We start from the raw sequence: 19,438 nt of genomic DNA, 5'->3' as shown, positions 1-19,438 counted from the left end.
ACGATCATGTTCAAGCCTATGGCCCTGGCCGCTGCTGTGCTCGCTACTTTCAGCCTGAATGCCTTCGCGGCAAAAACCGAGTTGACGGTGTACACCGCCCTCGAAGCCGAGCAGCTGAAGTCCTACAAAGAAGCCTTCGAAAAGGCCAACCCGGACGTCGAAATCAAATGGGTGCGTGATTCCACCGGGATCATCACCGCCAAACTGCTCGCCGAAAAGGCCCGTCCACAGGCTGACGCGGTGTGGGGCCTGGCCGCTTCGAGCCTGGCAATCCTCGACCAGCAAGGCATGCTGCAAAGCTACGCGCCGAAGGACCTCGGCAAGATCGGCGCGAATTACCGCGACGCTGCCAACCCGCCCGCCTGGGTCGGCATGGATGTCTGGGCCGCGACCATTTGCTTCAACACCGTCGAAGCCGAGAAGCAGGGCCTGAGCAAGCCAGTGAGCTGGCAGGACCTGACCAAACCTGAGTACAAGGGCAAGATCGTCATGCCGAATCCGGCGTCGTCCGGCACCGGTTTCCTCGACGTCAGTGCCTGGCTGCAAACCTTCGGCGAGAAGCAGGGCTGGGAGTATATGGACGGTCTGCACCAGAACATCGGCCAGTACGTTCACTCCGGTTCCAAGCCTTGCAAACTGGCGGCGGCGGGCGAGTTCCCGATCGGGATTTCCTTTGAATACCCGGCCGTTCAGCTGAAGCGTCAGGGCGCGCCGCTGGACATCATTCTGCCGAAGGAAGGTCTGGGCTGGGAGATCGAAGCGACTGCCGTGATCAAAGGCACGCCGCATGAAGAGGCCGCTAAGAAACTGGCTGACTTCTCGGCGAGTGCTGAGGCGATGGATCTGTACAAGGAGAACTTCGCTGTCCTCGCGCAACCGGGTATCGCCAAGCCGCAGACCGAATTGCCGGCGGATTACGAGCAGCGTCTGATCAAGAACGACTTTGCCTGGGCTTCGAAAAATCGTGACGAAATCCTCACCGAGTGGCGCAAGCGTTATGACGGCAAGTCCGAGAAAGTTGCGGCCAAGTAAATCTTCGTAGTCTGACCGGGCCTCATCGCTGGCAAGCCAGCTCCCACAGGGTTTTGCGGTGAACACGAATTTTGGGAACACCTCGATACCTGTGGGAGCTGGCTTGCCAGCGATGACGGCCTCTCTTTCAGAGCACCTCTAAATGACACAACACAAAGACCTGCTCATCGTAGGCGCTGGCATTCTCGGCCTATCGCACGCCTATGCCGCCGCCAAACGCGGCCTAAAAGTCGCCGTTTTTGAACGCACAGCCACGCCCCTCGGCGCCTCGGTGCGCAACTTCGGCCAGGCCTTGGTCACCGGCCAGCCTCCGGGCACCATGCTCGAACTGGCCAAGGCCAGCCGCGAGATCTGGGGTGATTGGGCGCAGCTCGCCGGTTTGCAAATCAAGCGCAACGGTTCTTACCTGTTCGCCAGAACCGAAGCCGAAGAACACCTGCTCGACACCTTCTGCACCGGTCGCGCCATTGAACACGGCTACAACGTCGACCTGCTGCGCGGTGCCGCATTACGCGATCTGTACAACGGCCAGTTCAGCCACCACCGCGCCGCGTTGCACGGCATCGACGATCAACAGCTGTACTCACGGGAAGCGATCCCGGCGCTGATCGATTATCTGCGTCGCGACCTCGGCGTCGAGTTTCACTTTTCCACGCTGGTACGCGACGTGGAGCCGGGACGCCTGCACAGCACCGCCGGCAGCTTCACGGCGAAGCAGATCATCGTCTGCTCCGGCCACGATTATCAAACCCTGCTGGCCGAGCCGATCGCTGCGCTCGACCCGCAAATCTGTCGCCTGCAAATGCTCCGCGCCAAACCTGCGACCGAGCTGAATCTGCAACACGCCTTGCTCACCGGTTTGAGTTGCGTGCACTACGGCGCCTTCGCCGATCTGCCGGAAGCAGCGGCGGTGCAGGCGCAGATCCTCCGTGAGCAACCGCACCTGCACGACAACGGCATTCACCTGCTGATCAGCCCGACGCCTTACGGCGAGCTGATCATCGGCGACTCGCACCATTACGGCAGCGACGCTTCACCGTTCAATGCCGAGCAAGTGGATAACTGGATGCTTGAACTCGCCGAGCAGACGCTGGGCTGCAAGGTGCAAGTGGTCGAGCGCTGGCAGGGCGTCTATGGTTCCCGGGGGCCGGGGCCGTTTTCGTTGCTGCGCCCGGCAGCGGGATTGAGTGTGGCGCTGATGCACACCGGTGTCGGCATGAGCGTCGGCCCGGCGCTGGCCGAGCGCAATGTTGCGCAGTTGCTGGAGGAAATTGAATGACAGCTCACGAGCAAGTCGTCGCGCGGGTATTCGGGCTGTATGAACGCTTTGGCACCAGTGATTACATCGGCGAACCGGTGTCGCAGATCGAGCACATGTCCCAGACCGCCGAACTGGCGATCGCCGAAGGCTTCGATGACGAAGTGGTGCTGGCGGCGTTCTTTCATGACATCGGCCATTTGTGTGCCGAGGGCGCGGAGAATATGGGCGGTTATGGCGTGGTCAGTCATGAACGGCTGGGCGCGGATTATTTGCGTGAGGCCGGTTTCAGCGAGCGCATGGCGCGGCTGGTGGAGTATCACGTGCAGGCCAAGCGGTATCTGACGTTGCGTGAGCCGGGATATTTCGAGCGCTTGAGTGAGGCGAGTCGGCGGACGCTGGAGTATCAGGGTGGAGTGATGACCGCGGCTGAGGCGGATGTGTTTGAGCGGGATCCGTTGTGTGCGGTGAGTTTGCGGATGCGGCAGTGGGATGAGTTGGCCAAGGAGAGGGCGGTGCCGGTGATGGATCTGGCGGTGCTCAAGCGTAAGGCTGAGGTTTTGTTGTTGGCTGAGTGATTGTCTCCCTCACCCCAGCCCTCTCCCGGAGGGAGAGGGAGCCTACGGTGTTGTTCTCAGGTGATACATCGACCTGAGATATCCAGTCGAACTCAGGTTTGAAAAGCCTGGAGATCTGCTCCCTTTCCCCCTCTACCCCTTTGGGGAGAGGGCTGGGGTGAGGGGGTAGCGATCTAAAGCTCAAGCACCCGAGCAACCAACGCCTCAATCTGCTCCTGCCTTTCCGCCTGATTCAACTTCGCCTGCGGATTCAACGACGACCACTGCGGATGCGCCCGTGCCTTGTTCAGCGCCTCGGGCAACTTGCCCTCACGCCAGGTCTTATCCTGCGGAGTCGCCACCTGAACCGTATCCATCGCCGCATGCCCACGTTGATCCAGCGCCAACACCAACTGCCGCTGGCGCAACGCCAACAGCCGCAACACACCGTCATCCACCGTCAGTTCGCGCTGCCCCTTGATCTTGCCCAGCAAGCGACTGCCATAACTGCGCGCCGTTTGCAGCGCGCCACCGGCAATCGCGCCGGCCAAAGCCGCTGCACCGAGAGTAATCCCGCCAACCAGCAGATCCACGCCAGCCCCCGCCGCCGCCCCGGCAGCAATTCCGCCGCCCACGCGTACGCCGAGTTGCTTCAAGGTCTCAGGGTTGAACAAGTCATCGCCCCAACGCCCATCGAGCAACGGCAAATCACTTGCCGCCGCGTCCTGCGGACGAAACGCATACAGCTTGAGCAACGCCTCAACACACTTCTGCTCGCGCTGGCGCACAGCCTTGCGCAGCTCGCTGATGGCTTGCTGTTCCTGCGCAGCTTCACTGACCACACTGCGCCGGCACGCGGCGCAGTCGATCAACAATTCAGCAATCAACCGCGCCGCACTTTGCTGACGGGCGAGGCGCTGAGCCTGCTGATCGGCAATCAATCGCTCCAGTTGCGGCCGGGCATTCTCCAGCAGCAGCGCGAGGCTTTCGTACAACCGGCGCTCGCCATCCTCGGGCGGCGCAACGCTGTCAAAACGTACCAGTGCGTGCAGTCCGAGCCTTGCCAACGCCTCACGCCAGTCCGGCTCGCGATGATTGGCGCTGCTGACGAAATTCAGCACCGGCAGCAGCGGCTTGCCGCAACTGGCGAGCACTTCCAGTTCATCGCGGTACTTGGCCAACACCGGCTCGCGGGCGTCGATCACATACAAACCGGCGTCGGAGGCGAGCAATTGCCGCAGCACTTTGGCTTCCTGTTCGAAACGCTGGCGCGCCTCGCTGCCATCGAGAAACCGCGCCAATCGCGCCGGGCCATCGAGACGTTCGCCGGGACGTTCCAGGCGTTCGAGAAAATCCAGCAGGGCGATGGCGTCTTCCAGGCCGGGCGTGTCGTAGAGGTCGAGCAGCGGCTCGCCGTCCACCGACAACCGCGCGCCTTCGACATGCCGCGTGGTGCTCGGGCGATGGGAGACTTCGCCGAAGCCGACATCGCGGGTCAGCGTGCGTAACAGTGAGGTCTTGCCGACGTTGGTGTGGCCGACCACTGCGAGCTTCAGCGGCGCTTTCCAGGCATCAGTCATGGCCAGTCTCCAGCCAGTTCAACGGCGCGCAATCGGCGAACGGCAGCTCAAGTTGTTGCAGTGCAACGTGCCAATCGCCGAGACGTTCGGCGTCCAGCGCTTCGCCGGGCGGCGCTTGCAGCAGCCACACGCGGGTTTCGCCAGCGCTGCGCGCCAGCTCGGCGATTAGCGCGAGGCTGCCACGATCCGGCGAGCGCCGTGGATCGCAGGCAATCGCCAGGCGTGCTGGCGGAAAGCGGCTCAATTGTTCGAGGAGTTTGTGCCGTGACTCGCGGCTGTCGAGGATGCCGGCGTTGCTGACGTTTTTCGGCAGCGCGGGCGGCCATGGGCGTTGTTCGTCGAGTTCGATGGCGACCAGCAACGCACCTTCGCTGGCGAGTTCGCCGACGCCACTTTCGACGCGATGCATTTGCGCAGGCTCCGGATCATTGACGCCGAGGCGTTCGCTGGTTGGCATCAGACGTTCACGCAATTGCGCGTAGCCGGGCAGGTTCAAGTCCAGACGCAGCGCGGTTTTACCGCTGTTCCAGCGCCAGAAACACAACAGCGTCAGCAGCAGACGCGGCAGCACGCCGTAGACCACCAACACGCCGACCAGCCAGGTTGCCCAGGCCTGTCGAGCGCTTTCAATATCGAGCGCGCCGTCGCCGCTGGCGCGGATCATCTCCACCGTTGGCACGTTGAAGCCGAGCAGCGATGGCAGATAACCGAGCGCGTGGGTGACGTGGATAAAGGTGTCGGCGCTGAGAATCGTGGTTTCCCAGACGAAGCCGTAGCGCCGGGTCGCCATCAGCGTCAGCAGCAGAATCAATGCGCTGAACATCGCCAGCAGCCACAAGCCGTTGACCAGCGTACCGAGCGCCCAGCGATTGAGCTTCTTGCGTTGCAGCATCAAGAGCAGTGCCGGCGCCAGTTGCGCGGCTTTGGCGTCGCGGGCCATTTTTTCGCTGAGCCATAACCACAATCGGCCGAGCGTGGCGCCGTGCTCGCCGGCAAAGATCAATCCCAGCAACCAACTCAGTAGCAGAATCAGGTTCAGCCCGAGCAGACTGCCCAAGGCCCAGAACACATTGACCGGCGTTTGGCTCAACGCAGCAAAGGCCAGACCAGCGCCGCTAAGCACAGCGAAAATCATCAATAGCAGCAGTGCCAGGCGCGCACCTTGCAGCCAGTGTTTGAGGGCCGAAGTCAGCCCGTCACGTTCGGCCAGCCATAACGCCCGGCGTTGAATGCGGCTCGGCAGATCGCCGCCGGCCGTGCGCGCCAGTCGGTTGGCTTCCAGATCATCCAATGGGCCTGCGTGTTCTTCGCGCAGGCGCACGGTCTCGGTGAGCCAGAGGTTTTGCAGTGGAGTCAGTTCAGTCACGCGGCTTTCCGTCGCTTAATTGATTGAAGAGCATAACCGCTGTGGCGCTTATCGGGGTAAGCGCGGCTCTGGTATCCTCGCCGGCATGACTAAATCACTCCCCCTCAGCCTGATCGCAGCCCTCGGTGAAAACCGCGTGATCGGCGTCGACAACAGCATGCCCTGGCACCTGCCGGGGGACTTCAAATACTTCAAGGCCACGACCTTGGGCAAGCCGATCATCATGGGTCGCAAGACCTGGGATTCGCTCGGTCGGCCGTTGCCGGGGCGCTTGAACATTGTGGTCAGCCGTCAGACCGGTCTGGTGCTGGAAGGTGCCGAAGTCTATCCGTCGCTGGAAGCAGCCGTGGTTCGCGCCGAGGAATGGGCGAAGGAGCAGGGCGTCGATGAGCTGATGCTGATTGGTGGCGCGCAGTTGTACGCGCAAGGGCTGGCGCAGGCGGATCGTCTGTATCTGACTCGCGTGGCGTTGAGCCCGGAAGGGGATGCGTGGTTTCCGGAGTTTGATTTGCACCAGTGGAAGCTGGTGTCGAACGTTGAAAACCCGGCGATTGAAGATAAGCCCGCGTACAACTTCGAAGTCTGGGAAAAAGCTTAAAAGATCGCAGCCTGCGGCAGCTCCTACACGGTATCCGCGTTCCCTGTAGGAGCTGCCGAAGGCTGCGATCTTTTGATCTTGCTTTACATCACGCTTGAGCCAACTCCGCATGCTCATCAGCATCCAGCAACGCTTTATCGGTCTGCTGCATCACCTGACTGGTAATCGCACCAGCGGTGATCGAACCACTCACGTTCAACGCCGTGCGCCCCATATCGATCAGCGGCTCAACCGAAATCAGCAACGCCACCAGTGACACCGGCAAACCCATCGCCGGCAGCACGATCAGCGCCGCGAAGGTCGCGCCGCCACCAACACCCGCCACGCCCGCCGAACTCAAGGTCACAATCGCCACCAGCGTCGCGATCCACAGTGGATCGAGCGGATTGATGCCTACGGTTGGCGCAACCATCACCGCCAACATCGCCGGGTACAGACCGGCGCAACCGTTCTGGCCAATGGTCGCACCGAACGACGCAGCAAAACTCGCCACCGACTGCGGAATCCCCAGACGACGGGTCTGCGCTTCAATGCTCAGCGGAATGCTGGCGGCGCTGGAACGGCTGGTGAACGCGAACGTCAGCACTGGCCAGATTTTGCGGAAGAAGCGCAGCGGGTTGATCCCGGCCGCCGATACCAGCAAACCGTGCACGACGAACATCAGGCCCAGACCGAGGTACGACACCACGACGAAACTGCCGAGTTTGATGATGTCTTGCAGGTTGGAACCGGCGACCACTTTGGTCATCAGCGCCAGCACGCCGTACGGCGTCAGCTTCATCACCAGACGCACCAGACGCATTACCCAGGCTTGCAGGGTGTCGATGGCGTTGATTACTTTCTGACCTTTTTCGACGTCATCCTTGAGCAGTTGCAGCGCGGCAACCCCGAGGAATGCGGCGAAAATCACCACGCTGATGATCGAGGTCGGCTTGGCCCGCGCCAGATCGGCGAACGGGTTCTGCGGGATGAACGACAGCAGCAGTTGCGGCACATTCAGGTCGGCAACCTTGCCGGCATAGTCGGACTGAATGGTTTGCAGACGGGCCATTTCCTGGGTGCCGGCGACCAGACCTTCAGCGGTGAGGCCGAACAGGTTGGTCAGGCCGATGCCGATCAGCGCCGCAATCGCGGTGGTGAACAGCAGGGTGCCGATGGTCAGGAAGCTGATTTTGCCCAACGACGAAGCATTGTGCAGACGCGCCACGGCGCTGAGGATCGAGGCGAACACCAGCGGGATAACGATCATTTGCAGCAACTGCACGTAGCCGTTGCCGACCAGATCGAACCAGCCAATCGAGGCTTTCAGCACCGGGTTGCCGGCACCATAAACGGTGTGCAGCGCGACGCCGAACGCAACGCCGAGCACCAGCGCCAGCAGGACTTTTTTCGCCAGACTCCAGGTGGTGTGGCGGGTCTGTGCCAGACCGAAGAGCAGGGCGAGGAACACCAGCAGGTTGAGAATCAACGGTAGATTCATGAGATCTCCAGGAAAGACTGTGCCAACAGCCTTCCGGGGCTGCTGCGAACCGGCAAGCCTAACAGCTTGATTTGCAATGAATTAATATCAAAATCGAAGGTTGTCCGTCGTTTTTGGAATAAGCCTGTGTCGCTCTCGGCAATGCATCTGGCGCAATAGGGACGCGGGCGGTCGCTGACAGACGAGGACTGTCACACTTATTTGTTAGCGTCGATCTCTTTGAATCAGGGAGAAGAGGCTTATGAAGTTCGCACCGAAATTTCTGGCTGTCGCGCTGACAGTGGGCATGGGTCTGGCCACTCAGGCGTTCGCTACGGACCTGAAACACTGGCCGGCCGATCAGGCCAAGGCGCTGGACGCGATGATCGCCGCCAACGCCAACAAGGGTAACTACGCGGTGTTCGACATGGACAACACCAGTTACCGCTACGACCTCGAAGAGTCCTTGTTGCCGTTCATGGAAAACAAGGGCCTGATCACCCGCGACAAACTTGACCCTTCGCTGAAACTGATGCCGTTCAAGGACACCGCCGAGCACAAGGAGAGCCTGTTCAGTTACTACTATCGCCTCTGCGAAGTCGACGACATGGTCTGCTACCCGTGGGTGGCGCAGGTGTTCTCCGGCTTCACCCTCAAGGAACTCAAAGGTTACGTCGATGAACTGATGGCCTCGGGCAAGCCGGTGCCGGCAACCTATTACGAAGGCGATGTGGTCAAGAAACTCGACGTCAACCCACCGAAGATCTTCACCGGCCAGCAAGAGCTGTACAACAAGTTGATGGAAAACGGCATCGAGGTCTACGTGATGACCGCCGCGTCTGAAGAACTGGTGCGTATGGTCGCAGCGGATCCGAAGTATGGCTACAACGTCAAACCGCAGAACGTCATTGGCGTTTCGATGTTGCTCAAGGATCCGAAGACAGGCGAATTGACCACCGCGCGCAAGCAGATCACCGCCGGTAAATATGACGAGAAGGCCAACCTCGGCCTGGAACTGACGCCGTATCTCTGGACCCCGGCGACGTGGATGGCCGGCAAGCACGCGGCGATCCTCACTTACATCGATGAGTGGAAAAAACCAGTACTGGTGGGTGGCGATACCCCGACCAGCGACGGTTACATGCTGTTCCACGATGTCGACGTGGCCAAGGGCGGGATTCACTTGTGGATTAACCGCAAGGACAAGTACATGGCGCAGATCAACGGCATGATGGCCAAGCATGCGGCGGCGCAGGCGAAAGAAGGGTTGCCGGTAACGGCGGACAAGAACTGGGTGATCGTCAAGCCAGAAGAAATTCAGTAACAGACACAGGGCCAGTGTGGGAGCGAGCCTGCTCGCGAAAGCGTAGTGTCAGTTGATCGTTCCCACGCTCTGCGTGGGAATGCTGCCCGTGACGCTCCGCGTCACTGGACGCGGAGCGTCCCTTGAGACATTCCCACGCAGAGCGTGGGAACGATCAAAGGCAAAAAAATGCCCCGCACATTGGCGGGGCATTTTGTCTCGGCGATTTGACGCTTACAGCCCGTCGAGCATCGCTTTGTTACGCACAGCACCTTTGTCGGCGCTGGTCGCCAGCAGGGCGTAGGCCTTGAGGGCGGTGGTCACTTTGCGTGGACGCACTTCTACAGGTTTCCAGCCTTTCTTGTCCTGCTCGGCACGGCGTGCGGCCAGTTCTTCGTCGCTGACCAACAGGTTGATCGAGCGGTTCGGAATGTCGATCAGCACTTTGTCGCCGTCCTGCACCAGACCGATCGCGCCGCCGGCGGCAGCTTCTGGCGAAGCGTGGCCGATGGACAGACCGGAAGTACCGCCGGAGAAACGTCCGTCGGTGAGCAGCGCGCAGGCTTTGCCCAGGCCTTTGGATTTCAGGTACGACGTCGGGTAAAGCATTTCCTGCATGCCCGGGCCGCCTTTCGGACCTTCGTAGCGAATGATGACGATGTCGCCAGCCTTCACTTCGTCAGCGAGGATGCCGCGTACGGCGCTGTCCTGGCTTTCGAAGATCTTCGCGTTGCCTTCGAAGACGTGGATCGATTCGTCGACACCGGCGGTTTTCACCACGCAGCCGTCGAGGGCGATGTTGCCGTACAACACGGCCAAACCACCTTCTTGCGAATAGGCGTGTTCGAAGCTGCGGATGCAGCCGTTTTCACGGTCGTCATCCAGGGTTTCCCAACGGGTCGACTGGCTGAACGCCGTCTGCGTCGGGATACCGGCAGGGCCGGCCTTGAAGAAGTGATGCACCGCTTCATCGGTGGTCTGGGTGATGTCCCACTTGGCGATGGCTTCTTCCATGCTGCGGCTGTGCACGGTCGGCAGGTCGGTGTGCAGCAGGCCGCCACGGGCCAGCGAACCGAGGATGCTGAAGATGCCGCCGGCGCGGTGCACGTCTTCCATGTGGTACTTCTGGATGTTCGGCGCGACTTTGCACAGCTGCGGAACGCTGCGCGAAAGACGGTCGATGTCGCGCAGGTCGAAATCGATTTCGGCTTCCTGGGCGGCGGCGAGCAAGTGCAGGATGGTGTTGGTCGAGCCGCCCATGGCGATGTCGAGCATCATCGCGTTCTCGAACGCCTTGAAGTTGGCGATGTTGCGCGGCAGCACCGATTCGTCGTTTTCGCCGTAGTAACGCTTGCACAGCTCGACGATGGTGCGGCCGGCCTGCAGGAACAGCTGTTCGCGGTCGCTGTGGGTAGCGAGGGTCGAACCGTTGCCTGGCAGTGCGAGGCCGAGGGCTTCGGTCAGGCAGTTCATCGAGTTGGCGGTGAACATGCCGGAGCACGAACCGCAGGTCGGGCAGGCGCTGCGCTCGTACTCAGCGACTTTCTCGTCAGAAGCGCTTTCGTCGGCGGCGATCACCATGGCGTCGACGAGGTCGAGGCCGTGGGAAGCGAGTTTGGTCTTGCCGGCTTCCATCGGGCCGCCGGAAACGAAGATCACCGGAATGTTCAGGCGCAACGCGGCCATCAACATGCCCGGGGTGATCTTGTCGCAGTTGGAAATGCACACGATGGCGTCGGCGCAGTGGGCGTTGACCATGTACTCGACGGAGTCGGCGATGATCTCGCGGCTCGGCAGCGAATACAGCATGCCGTCGTGGCCCATGGCGATGCCGTCATCCACGGCGATGGTGTTGAATTCTTTCGCTACACCGCCGGCGCGTTCGATTTCGCGGGCGACCAGTTGACCCAGATCCTTCAGGTGTACGTGGCCCGGTACGAACTGGGTGAACGAGTTGGCAATCGCGATGATCGGCTTTTTGAAGTCGTCATCTTTCATCCCCGTGGCGCGCCACAGTGCGCGGGCACCGGCCATGTTGCGGCCGTGGGTGGATGTTTTCGAGCGGTAATCTGGCATGGAGCACTCCGGGCGGCTAATCACTTACTAATCAGGTGCAAAAGGGGAGTGAGCTTCTATTGACGTCTGGAACACTCAGAAATGGCCGTGTGTTCGTGAAGTTGCCGATGACGTTGCGGGATCGCCGCTGGTCTCAGCCTGAGCTCATAAACCCGCCGGGGGATGAATGGCGATGAATCAGCCGATTCTACACCGCTGGCGTCTGGAGGGAATGGCGCAAAGTGTTGTTCCAGTGCCGACGGGGTGTATGGGATGACGACCGGCGGGTTTAATCACCGCCGGTCTGCGCCACGGTATTGGCTTCAAGGTTTCTGGCGCGATGGCTGAGCCTGTTGTTGAGCACCAGCGCTGTCGCGCTTAGCAACACAAAGCTGTAGCCGAGCGTGGATTGCAGATTGGCTGGGCTGAGGCTGATCAACGCACTGATAAGCCCGCCACAAATAAAGATGATCGTACTGCCCGCCGAGGCCGACGTTCCGGCGTTCTCGGGAAACAGGCCCATGGCCCGAGAGGTGGCGGCGGGGCGGGCAATGGTGGTACCCGCCGTGCAGATCAACATCGGGATCAACACAGTGGCTGGCGCCAGCGCGTGATTGGCTGCCAGGTACAGCATTGCCAGCCCCGACAGCAGTATCAGACTTAGCCCGGTGAAGACTTGCTGAGCAGGAGTGATCCGTCGATTGAGTACGGTGGCGAGGATGCCACCGACGACATAGGCCGCGCCGTAAACCAGCAGAATCAGTGAAAAGTCGTAGGGTGCGAGCTGCAATTGATCCATGAAAATCAGCGGCGAAATCACGATGAACGAGAAGTGACAGGCGAAAGCGAACGCTGAAATCAGCCAGTAGCCGACAAACTCGAAATCCCCCAGCAAGCGGCGGTAGGACTGAATGAAACCGAGCCGTGTGCCGCTGTAGGCCGGACGGCTGTTTGGTAAAAACAGCCAGGCCTTGATCAGCACCGTGGCGGCCAGCGCGGTAAACACCCAGAAGCTGCCGCGCCAACCGAGTGAGGCCTGAAGAAAGGTGCCGGCCAGCGGCGACACCGAGATGAAGATGCCGGTAGCCGTGACCATCAGGATACGCAAACGGTCGCGTTCCTCACCTTCGAACAGATCCTGCACCAGCGCCTGGGACAGTACGAAACAGCCACATCCCAGGGCCTGCATCACCCGGAATATGAGAAATAGCGTGTAATCGGAGGTCATCACGCAACCGAGCGCACCCAGCATCGATACGCTCATGCCGGCGAGTAACAAGCCCTTGCGTCCGATCACGTCCGAGAGGGGGCCGATCAGGACCTGAGCAAACGCGATCCCCACGGCGAACAGACTGATGGACAGTGCGATGTCTGCCGGCGAACGGTGAAAATGCGTCGCCAGTGCCGGAAAGGAAGGCAGCAGCACATCCAGTGGAAATACACCCAGCAGCACCATGGCCAGCAACAGACTGACAGCGGCGCGACGCTGTCTTGTGGTTGCCACGGATTGTCCTTTATCCATCGATCAGTCCTGCCTTGGCGAAAAGCTTCTGGTTATGGGGAAGCGCGAAAAAACCGGCCTTTCGTAGTGCGTCCAGCGTGGCGATGGCGCCTGATCGTGCACGTGCCCGGTTGGCTTGCACCGTTGCCATGCCGCCGACAATTTCCATCACGTCACTGTCAGCGATGCCGGCTCCTCGCAAACTCTGTTGCAACCAGCGTTCGTCGGCCTCGAAAAAAATCCCGATGATTTCCAGCAGTGTCCTGCTCACGAACGTGCGCTGGCGGCTGTTCATCGACAGCCAGAAGTAATGGAACGCTTCGGCGAAATATCGACTGTGGCGGGCTTCGTCCGCCAGATGGTCACGCAGCATGTCGTTGACGCTGGACACCAGGCTGTCGCGGCATACGTCCAGCAGCTCACGGGCAATGATGGTTTCCGAGACGAAACCGAGCAGAAACCATGCCAGCGCCCGGTTCTTTTCCGGCGTGCGAGCAATCAGCGAGTTCAGGCGGGTGATGCGCTTCGGAATCGCCGGCCGTTCGGTGATTCCATAGAAATTGGCGATCTGCTCCGCGAGACGATTGGAAAACAGCGCGTGATAACCCTCGTCGGTGTAAAGCTGCAACGCGGCGTTTTTCATTACCGCAGGCACGTGAATGGGCAGTTCGCGGTGCACGATGACTTCCACGGCACGGTTGACGATGCGGTGTTCGAGCAGGGTGGTGTAATCGAGAAAGTGCACCAAGTGGTTGGCTGACAGTCGGTGCAACACGTCCCGCCCCGCCATCTGGATAGCCGGATGTGCCAGATAAGGTAGAAACGCCGGTGGAAACCAATGGCGGGTTTGCAGTTGCAGCGGCACATCGTCGGGCAATTGGTAGTCATGGGTACTGCTGCGTACCGAGGCACGGCTGTCCCAGTCTCCCAAGGTGAATTTGAGTGCCCAGGACACCGGCGCTTGATCCGGGTCGGCATTCGACAGGGTCATGCCTGCACCTCACGCAACAACTCGCGCATTTCGTGACACATCACTTGCCCGTCGCTTTGTCCGCAACCAACGAAGAACAGCGGTTGTTCAGCACTGCCCTCAAGCTTGAGCAGTGCTTCGACCTGCTGGTCGGCAAACGCGCCGGTCAACCAAGTGTTGAGGCCCAATGCCGTGGCGACCAGTTGAAAGGTCTGCGACAAGTGGCCCGCTTCAACGAAGGCCATCCGATAGGCCCGCGAGTGTTCGTACTTCCACCAGAGCCGGTCGAAACGGGCGGTGATAAACAAACCCAACGGCAGGTTGTTGATGAAATGCTGACCGCCGAGCAATTGGCCCAGCGCGGGCTCAGGCAATGGATTAACCCGGCTCAGGGTGTGGTCGGCCGGATGATAGGCGTAGATGCCGGGTTCCAGGCCATCGACGTTCTGCACCAGCAGAAAGCCTTCGCAAGCGTTCAGACCGCCAGCGGAAGGACTGCTCCGGCGTGCGCCGAGCCCTTGGGCGATGCTGTCGTCGCGGTCATTGTCACGTTCCTGGAGATAGCCGAGGGCAAGATAGAGCAGGGTGCCGACGTCCTTCAGCGTTATCGCTGCACCTGTATAGGAGCGGCAGGTTTTGCGCTGGAGCAGAACATTTCCCAGACGGTCGTCATTCAACGCGCTCGGCGCAGGCAGGGCGATACGCTGCTCGGGTGCCGGCATTGGGCGGTTTGTCGCGGGCTGTGGGTTAGCCAGTACTTCGTTGCAGTGCGCCAGATATTGTCTGGACCACTCGTGAATATTCTGTGGGGTATGTTCGCAGGGAATATTTTGCGTGCCGATGTGATAAATCTTCGACAGCTCATCCCAACCCCATTGCGGACTGTCTATTGGGGAAATAGTTAGAATGCCTGCGCTTAATAGTTGTGTGTCTATTAAGTTGTGGGTGTCGAAAAGTTCCGGGTTGTGGATTAGTTGTGCGAGTCGATTGGCATAATTAAGATCAAGTTCGTGCTGTGTGTGGTTTTTATAGTTCCACACGATTTGCCCGGGTGAGCGCGGCAAGATAAATAAGTAAGGGTTGATATGCATGTCTGTCGATTCACTCTGGAGAAAGTCAAAAGGACGCCGGGTTGCCGGCACTTCCCAGCGTCCAGACTCACTTAACGGGCTTTAGGGGCAACCAGAAAAGCCAGGTTTGCGATTTTTTTACTTTCCAGACAAATACGTTTCATGATGTGAACTCCTTGTTCGTTGATAGTTGAAGTCACCTCGTGGTGACGACTTCATAATAGTTTGTAATGGATTATTGGCAAGAGGATATTAAGTAGGAAATTTCCAGTAATTTTGTCGGAGCAGTCTTTAGCCGGAAATAAACTTGTAGGGGAAGTTTCGGTAATAAAAAGATGTAAGGAAATGTCCTGCATGTCTGCGGGAATATAATTGTAGGAACTCGAGGGAGATAGCGAATGGAAGGGTGATGCCTGAGATAAAAACGGGGAGCCTGCTGGCTCCCCGATGTCCGCATGGATCAGCTGTTGGGCAGCAATCGGCAGGTGATGCTCTTGATGTAGCGCGTTTCGGCGATGGCAGGGTGCACCGGGTGATCCGGACCCTGGCCGCCACGCTCGAGCAACTGGATGTTGCGATCCAGGTGACGCGCGCTGGTCAGCAGGATGTTCTGCAGGTCATCTTCCGGCAGGTGCATCGAGCACGATGCGCTGACCAGGATGCCGTCCTTGTTGAGCAGGCGCATGGCTTGCTCGTTCAGGCGACGGTAGGCGCCTTCGCCGTTTTTCATGTCTTTCTTGCGTTTGATGAACGCTGGCGGGTCGGCCACGATCACGTCAAAACGTTCTTCGCTGGCTTTCAGTTCTTTCAGGGCTTCGAAGACGTCGCCTTCGATGCAGGTCATCTTGTCGGCGAAGCCGTTCAGCGCAGCGTTGCGCTCAACACCGTCGAGGGCGAAAGCCGAGGCATCGACGCAGAACACTTCGCTGGCGCCGAACGCCGCAGCCTGCACGCCCCAGCCACCGATGTAGCTATAGAGGTCGAGGACGCGTTTGCCTTTGGCGTAAGGGGCCAGGCGGGCGCGGTTCATGCGGTGGTCGTAGAACCAGCCGGTTTTCTGACCCTGAATCACCGGGGCTTCGAACTTCACGCCGTTCTCTTCCAGCGCCACCCACTCCGGCACCAGGCCGAACACGGTTTCGACGTAGCGGTTGAGGCCTTCAGCATCACGGGCAGCTGAGTCGTTCTTGAACAGGATACCGCTTGGCTTGAGCACTTGGGTCAGGGCCGCGATCACGTCATCTTTATGCGCTTCCATGGTCGCCGAGGCGATCTGCACCACAAGAATGTCGCCGAAACGGTCAACGACCAGGCCTGGCAACAGGTCGGAATCACCGTAGACCAGGCGGTAGAACGGTTTGTCGAACAGGCGCTCGCGCAGCGACAAGGCCACGTTCAGACGGTGCACCAGCAGCGATTTGTCCAGCGCAACTTTGGTGTCGCGCGACAGCAGGCGGGCGCAGATCAGGTTGTTCGGGCTCATCGCCACGATGCCCAGCGGCTTGCCGCCAGCGGCTTCGAGGATGGCCTGGTCGCCGGCATTGAAGCCGTGCAGAGGGGTGGCGGCAACATCGATTTCGTTGCTGTAGACCCACAGGTGGCCGGCGCGCAGGCGACGGTCGGCGTTGGCTTTGAGGCGCAAGCTAGGCAGGGACATGACGTCGCTCCGGAAAAAAGAGCGGGAGTATAGCGTGTTGCGACTTGTGCCGGGTTTGGAGTGCGATGAAACGCTAATGGCCTTTTCGCGAGCAGGCTCGCTCCCACAGGGGATTTGTGGCGGACACAAGACCAGTGTGGGAGCGACGGTGCGACGATTCGACTTGCTCGCGAAGGCGGTTTTGACTTCTACGCAGACAGTGCGTCGATCAGCTCTTTGTTGAACGCCGGAATATCATCAGGCTGACGGCTGCTGATCAGGTGACCATCCTTGACCACTTCTTTATCGACCCAATTGGCCCCGGCATTCACCAGGTCATCCTTGAGCGTCTTGTAACTGGTCATGGTCTTGCCGTTGACCAGCCCCGCCGAGATCAGCAGCCAGCCACCATGGCAGATCACCGCAATCGGTTTGCCGGCCGAGGCGCCGGTCTTGACCAGATGCTGGGCATCCTGATCGATGCGGATGGTGTCGGAGTTCTGCACGCCGCCCGGCAGGACGATTGCGTCGTACTGCTCGCTGCTGGCGCTCTGGAATGTCTGGTCGACCTTGAAGTCGTCCGCCGGTTTGTCGTGGTTCCAGCCTTTGACCTTGCCGGCCTCGGCGGAAAGGATGTCGACTTGCGCGCCGGCTTGCTCCAGTGCCTGCTTGGGACCGGTCAGTTCGACCTGTTCGAAACCGTCTGTTACCAAAATGGCGACGCGTTTGCCGTTGAGGGAGGTGGCCATCGATAAGCTCCTGAGTCTGTGGGAGTTTGCCGCCGTAATGGACCGGAGTGATCCGTTGGGCATTACAGATTCCGAAGCCGTGGCCTGAATGAAAGTTCCTGACAATTGCCCACTGGTGTGTCGTCGTGCGGTTTTTAGAGGTTAGAATCGCCGCCTGTCCCAGAGTGTGTACTTATGTCCCAAGAGCTGACCACCGAACAGATTCAACAATCGCTGCAAGGCATCAGTGTGCCGGCGCAACCGCAGATCATGGTGGATCTGCAAATGGAGCAGTACATGCCCGACCCGGATCTGGAGGTGATCGCCAAGCTGATCTCCCAGGATCCCGGCCTGTCCGGTTCGCTGCTGAAAATCGTCAACTCGCCGTATTACGGCCTGAGCAACAAGATCACTTCGATCCAGCGTGCGGTGAACCTGCTGGGCAGCCGTTCGATCATCAACCTGATCAACGCGCAGTCGATCAAGGGCGAGATGAATGACGACACCATCGTTACGCTCAACCGTTTCTGGGACACTGCCCAGGATGTGGCGATGACGTGCCTGACGCTGGCCAAGCGTATTGGCACTCAGGCGGGCGATGAGGCTTACGCCTTGGGCCTGTTCCACGATTGCGGCGTACCTTTGATGTTGCAGCGCTTCCCCAATTACATGACGGTTCTGGAAAAGGCTTACGCCAACGCCAGCGCCGAATGTCGCGTAGTGGACACTGAAAACAGCGAGTTCAATACCAACCATGCAGTGGTTGGTTACTACACGGCCAAGTCCTGGCGTCTGCCGGAGCATGTCAGCGCGGCCATCGCCAATCACCACAACGCCCTGGCGATTTTCAGCGATGAGACGTCACGCAACAGTCAGCTGAAAAACCTGCTGGCGATCCTGAAAATGGCCGAGCATATCTGCGCGTCGTATCGCGTGCTGGGCAACCAGACCGAAGATTTCGAATGGAACGCCGTCGGGCCGTTGGTACTCGATTACGTAGGGCTGTCGGATTACGACTTCGAAACCCTCAAACAGACGATCCGCGACCTCGGCGCGCATTGATTCGAGGACGCTATGCCTGAACTGCCGGAAGTCGAAACCACTCGTCGCGGGATTGCCCCGCACCTGGAAGGCCAGCGTGTCAGCCGGGTGATCGTGCGGGACCGGCGGTTGCGCTGGCCGATCCCCGAAGACCTCGATGTGCGTCTGTCGGGGCAGCGAATCGTGCTGGTCGAACGACGGGCCAAGTACCTGTTGATCAATGCCGAGGTTGGTACGCTGATCAGTCACTTGGGCATGTCGGGCAATTTGCGTCTGGTCGAAGTCGGTTTGCCGGCGCTCAAGCATGAACACGTCGATATTGAACTGGAGTCGGGGCTGGCGCTGCGCTACACCGATCCGCGACGGTTCGGCGCGATGTTGTGGAGCAATGATCCGCTCAATCATGAATTGCTGATTCGTCTCGGCCCGGAGCCACTGACCGATCTGTTCGATGGCGAGCGTTTGTTTCAGCTGTCGCGCGGGCGTTCGATGGCGGTCAAACCGTTCATCATGGACAACGCGGTGGTGGTCGGGGTCGGCAATATTTATGCGACCGAAGCGCTGTTCGCTGCCGGGATTGATCCGCGTCGTCAAGCCGGGGGCATTTCCCGGGGGCGCTATCTGAAGCTGGCCATCGAGATCAAACGCATTCTAGCCGCTGCCATTGAGCGTGGCGGGACGACGTTGCGCGATTTCATCGGCGGTGACGGTCAGCCGGGCTATTTCCAACAGGAACTGTTTGTCTATGGCCGTGGCGGTGAACACTGCAAGGTCTGTGGCACCGGCTTGCGTGAAGTGAAGCTGGGCCAGCGTGCCAGTGTGTTCTGCCCGCGCTGCCAGAGCTGAGGCAAACGACTGAAAAAGTCCTACGGTCTATAGTGAGTTGTCTCACTGTTAAGCCCGAAGGATCGTGCCATGAAATCCTTGCAAGTCCTCTTTGTTACGCTGCTGCTGTGTTCCAGTCTGGCTGTTCAAGCCGCGGAAAATGGCAGTGGCGATCCGCGTTACACCATCCAGAATCCCCCGGCCTACGCGATGATCGGCGACTTGCTGATTGCCCGACCTTTATTGGTGGTGGCGACGGTGATTGGTGCGGGGGCGTTTGTCGTGTCGTTGCCGTTTACCGCACTGGGTGGCGGGGTGGGCGATGCGGGGCAGGCGTTGGTGGTGGATCCGGCGAAAGCCGCTTTTGTGCGGTGCCTGGGGTGTATCGGGGAGGGGTTTGAGCAGCGCGAGTAAGCTGATCAGGGATTTCCTGTGTGGCTGACGGCCTCATCGCGAGCA

The 19,438-nt window shown here is 59.8% G+C and carries 17 protein-coding genes; 8 read left to right on the top strand and 9 right to left on the bottom strand.

What is annotated here, in order from left to right; translation table 11 throughout:
• The first annotated feature begins 6 nt into the window (after positions 1–6).
• The 3 genes from ACZZ0A_RS23900 (at position 7) to ACZZ0A_RS23890 (ending at position 2,868) form a co-directional block, all read left to right on the top strand.
• Positions 7–1,032 (top strand): putative 2-aminoethylphosphonate ABC transporter substrate-binding protein, encoded by a 1,026-nt coding sequence (locus tag ACZZ0A_RS23900; protein WP_463543815.1) that lies wholly within the window; start codon positions 7–9, stop codon positions 1,030–1,032.
• 142 nt (positions 1,033–1,174) lie between these two features.
• Entirely contained in the window at positions 1,175–2,311 is a 1,137-nt protein-coding gene (locus ACZZ0A_RS23895; RefSeq protein WP_463543814.1) for a TIGR03364 family FAD-dependent oxidoreductase, read from the top strand.
• Positions 2,308–2,868, top strand: coding sequence for a phosphonate degradation HD-domain oxygenase (locus tag ACZZ0A_RS23890; protein WP_463543813.1), 561 nt, complete (start codon positions 2,308–2,310; stop codon positions 2,866–2,868). The genes ACZZ0A_RS23895 and ACZZ0A_RS23890 overlap by 4 nt, the downstream gene beginning before the upstream one ends.
• 173 nt (positions 2,869–3,041) lie before the next feature.
• Here the strand turns inward: ACZZ0A_RS23890 and ACZZ0A_RS23885 are convergent, their stop codons facing one another.
• Together ACZZ0A_RS23885 and ACZZ0A_RS23880 are read right to left on the bottom strand one after the other, a co-directional pair.
• Entirely contained in the window at positions 3,042–4,427 is a 1,386-nt protein-coding gene (locus ACZZ0A_RS23885; RefSeq protein ID WP_463543812.1) for a GTPase/DUF3482 domain-containing protein, read from the bottom strand.
• Positions 4,420–5,793, bottom strand: coding sequence for a DUF2868 domain-containing protein (locus ACZZ0A_RS23880; RefSeq protein ID WP_414893048.1), 1,374 nt, complete (start codon positions 5,791–5,793; stop codon positions 4,420–4,422). Before ACZZ0A_RS23880 ends, ACZZ0A_RS23885 begins: the two co-directional genes overlap by 8 nt.
• Before the next feature lie 85 nt (positions 5,794–5,878).
• Here ACZZ0A_RS23880 and ACZZ0A_RS23875 point away from each other — a divergent pair, with 85 nt between their 5' ends.
• On the top strand, positions 5,879–6,391 hold the full coding sequence (locus tag ACZZ0A_RS23875; RefSeq protein ID WP_007913563.1) for a dihydrofolate reductase: 513 nt from the start codon (positions 5,879–5,881) through the stop codon (positions 6,389–6,391).
• A gap of 88 nt (positions 6,392–6,479) precedes the next feature.
• On the opposite strand, the gene ACZZ0A_RS23870 is transcribed toward ACZZ0A_RS23875, so the two are convergent.
• The gene (locus tag ACZZ0A_RS23870; protein ID WP_007913564.1) at positions 6,480–7,871 is read right to left on the bottom strand and encodes an L-cystine transporter; all 1,392 of its coding nucleotides are present in this window, start codon (positions 7,869–7,871) and stop codon (positions 6,480–6,482) included.
• Between the two features lie 241 nt (positions 7,872–8,112).
• Between ACZZ0A_RS23870 and ACZZ0A_RS23865 the strand changes: the two genes are divergently transcribed.
• On the top strand, positions 8,113–9,174 hold the full coding sequence (locus ACZZ0A_RS23865) for an HAD family hydrolase (protein ID WP_007913565.1): 1,062 nt from the start codon (positions 8,113–8,115) through the stop codon (positions 9,172–9,174).
• A gap of 213 nt (positions 9,175–9,387) precedes the next feature.
• Here the strand turns inward: ACZZ0A_RS23865 and ilvD are convergent, their stop codons facing one another.
• The 6 genes from ilvD to ACZZ0A_RS23835 all read right to left on the bottom strand — a co-directional run bounded on the left by ilvD (position 9,388) and on the right by ACZZ0A_RS23835 (position 17,134).
• Complete coding sequence (gene ilvD / locus ACZZ0A_RS23860) at positions 9,388–11,229, bottom strand: dihydroxy-acid dehydratase (RefSeq protein WP_007913567.1); 1,842 nt, start codon at positions 11,227–11,229, stop codon at positions 9,388–9,390.
• A 268-nt stretch (positions 11,230–11,497) separates the two neighbouring features.
• Positions 11,498–12,730, bottom strand: a complete 1,233-nt coding sequence (locus ACZZ0A_RS23855; RefSeq protein WP_463543811.1) for an MFS transporter — start codon at positions 12,728–12,730, stop codon at positions 11,498–11,500.
• Positions 12,723–13,700 (bottom strand): diiron oxygenase, encoded by a 978-nt coding sequence (locus ACZZ0A_RS23850; RefSeq protein WP_007913571.1) that lies wholly within the window; start codon positions 13,698–13,700, stop codon positions 12,723–12,725. The genes ACZZ0A_RS23855 and ACZZ0A_RS23850 overlap by 8 nt, the downstream gene beginning before the upstream one ends.
• Positions 13,697–14,770, bottom strand: coding sequence for a SagB family peptide dehydrogenase (locus ACZZ0A_RS23845; protein ID WP_007913575.1), 1,074 nt, complete (start codon positions 14,768–14,770; stop codon positions 13,697–13,699). Before ACZZ0A_RS23845 ends, ACZZ0A_RS23850 begins: the two co-directional genes overlap by 4 nt.
• 439 nt (positions 14,771–15,209) lie before the next feature.
• Complete coding sequence (locus tag ACZZ0A_RS23840) at positions 15,210–16,406, bottom strand: class I SAM-dependent rRNA methyltransferase (RefSeq protein WP_007913577.1); 1,197 nt, start codon at positions 16,404–16,406, stop codon at positions 15,210–15,212.
• 188 nt (positions 16,407–16,594) lie between these two features.
• Complete coding sequence (locus ACZZ0A_RS23835) at positions 16,595–17,134, bottom strand: type 1 glutamine amidotransferase domain-containing protein (RefSeq protein WP_007913579.1); 540 nt, start codon at positions 17,132–17,134, stop codon at positions 16,595–16,597.
• A gap of 228 nt (positions 17,135–17,362) precedes the next feature.
• Here ACZZ0A_RS23835 and ACZZ0A_RS23830 point away from each other — a divergent pair, with 228 nt between their 5' ends.
• From ACZZ0A_RS23830 to ACZZ0A_RS23820, 3 genes are all read left to right on the top strand, one after another.
• Entirely contained in the window at positions 17,363–18,175 is an 813-nt protein-coding gene (locus ACZZ0A_RS23830) for an HDOD domain-containing protein (protein WP_162131202.1), read from the top strand.
• 12 nt (positions 18,176–18,187) lie between these two features.
• On the top strand, positions 18,188–19,000 hold the full coding sequence (mutM, locus tag ACZZ0A_RS23825) for a bifunctional DNA-formamidopyrimidine glycosylase/DNA-(apurinic or apyrimidinic site) lyase (RefSeq protein ID WP_463543810.1): 813 nt from the start codon (positions 18,188–18,190) through the stop codon (positions 18,998–19,000).
• Between the two features lie 69 nt (positions 19,001–19,069).
• Positions 19,070–19,393 carry a hypothetical protein gene (locus ACZZ0A_RS23820; RefSeq protein ID WP_007913584.1) on the top strand — a complete coding sequence of 108 codons (324 nt, stop codon included), beginning with the start codon at positions 19,070–19,072 and terminating at the stop codon, positions 19,391–19,393.
• Positions 19,394–19,438: the final 45 nt, after the last annotated feature.

It is taken from the genome of Pseudomonas sp. AC242 (assembly GCF_979258655.1).
Note: the sequence above shows the minus strand (reverse complement) of the source record. Positions and strands in the feature narration are given on the sequence as shown.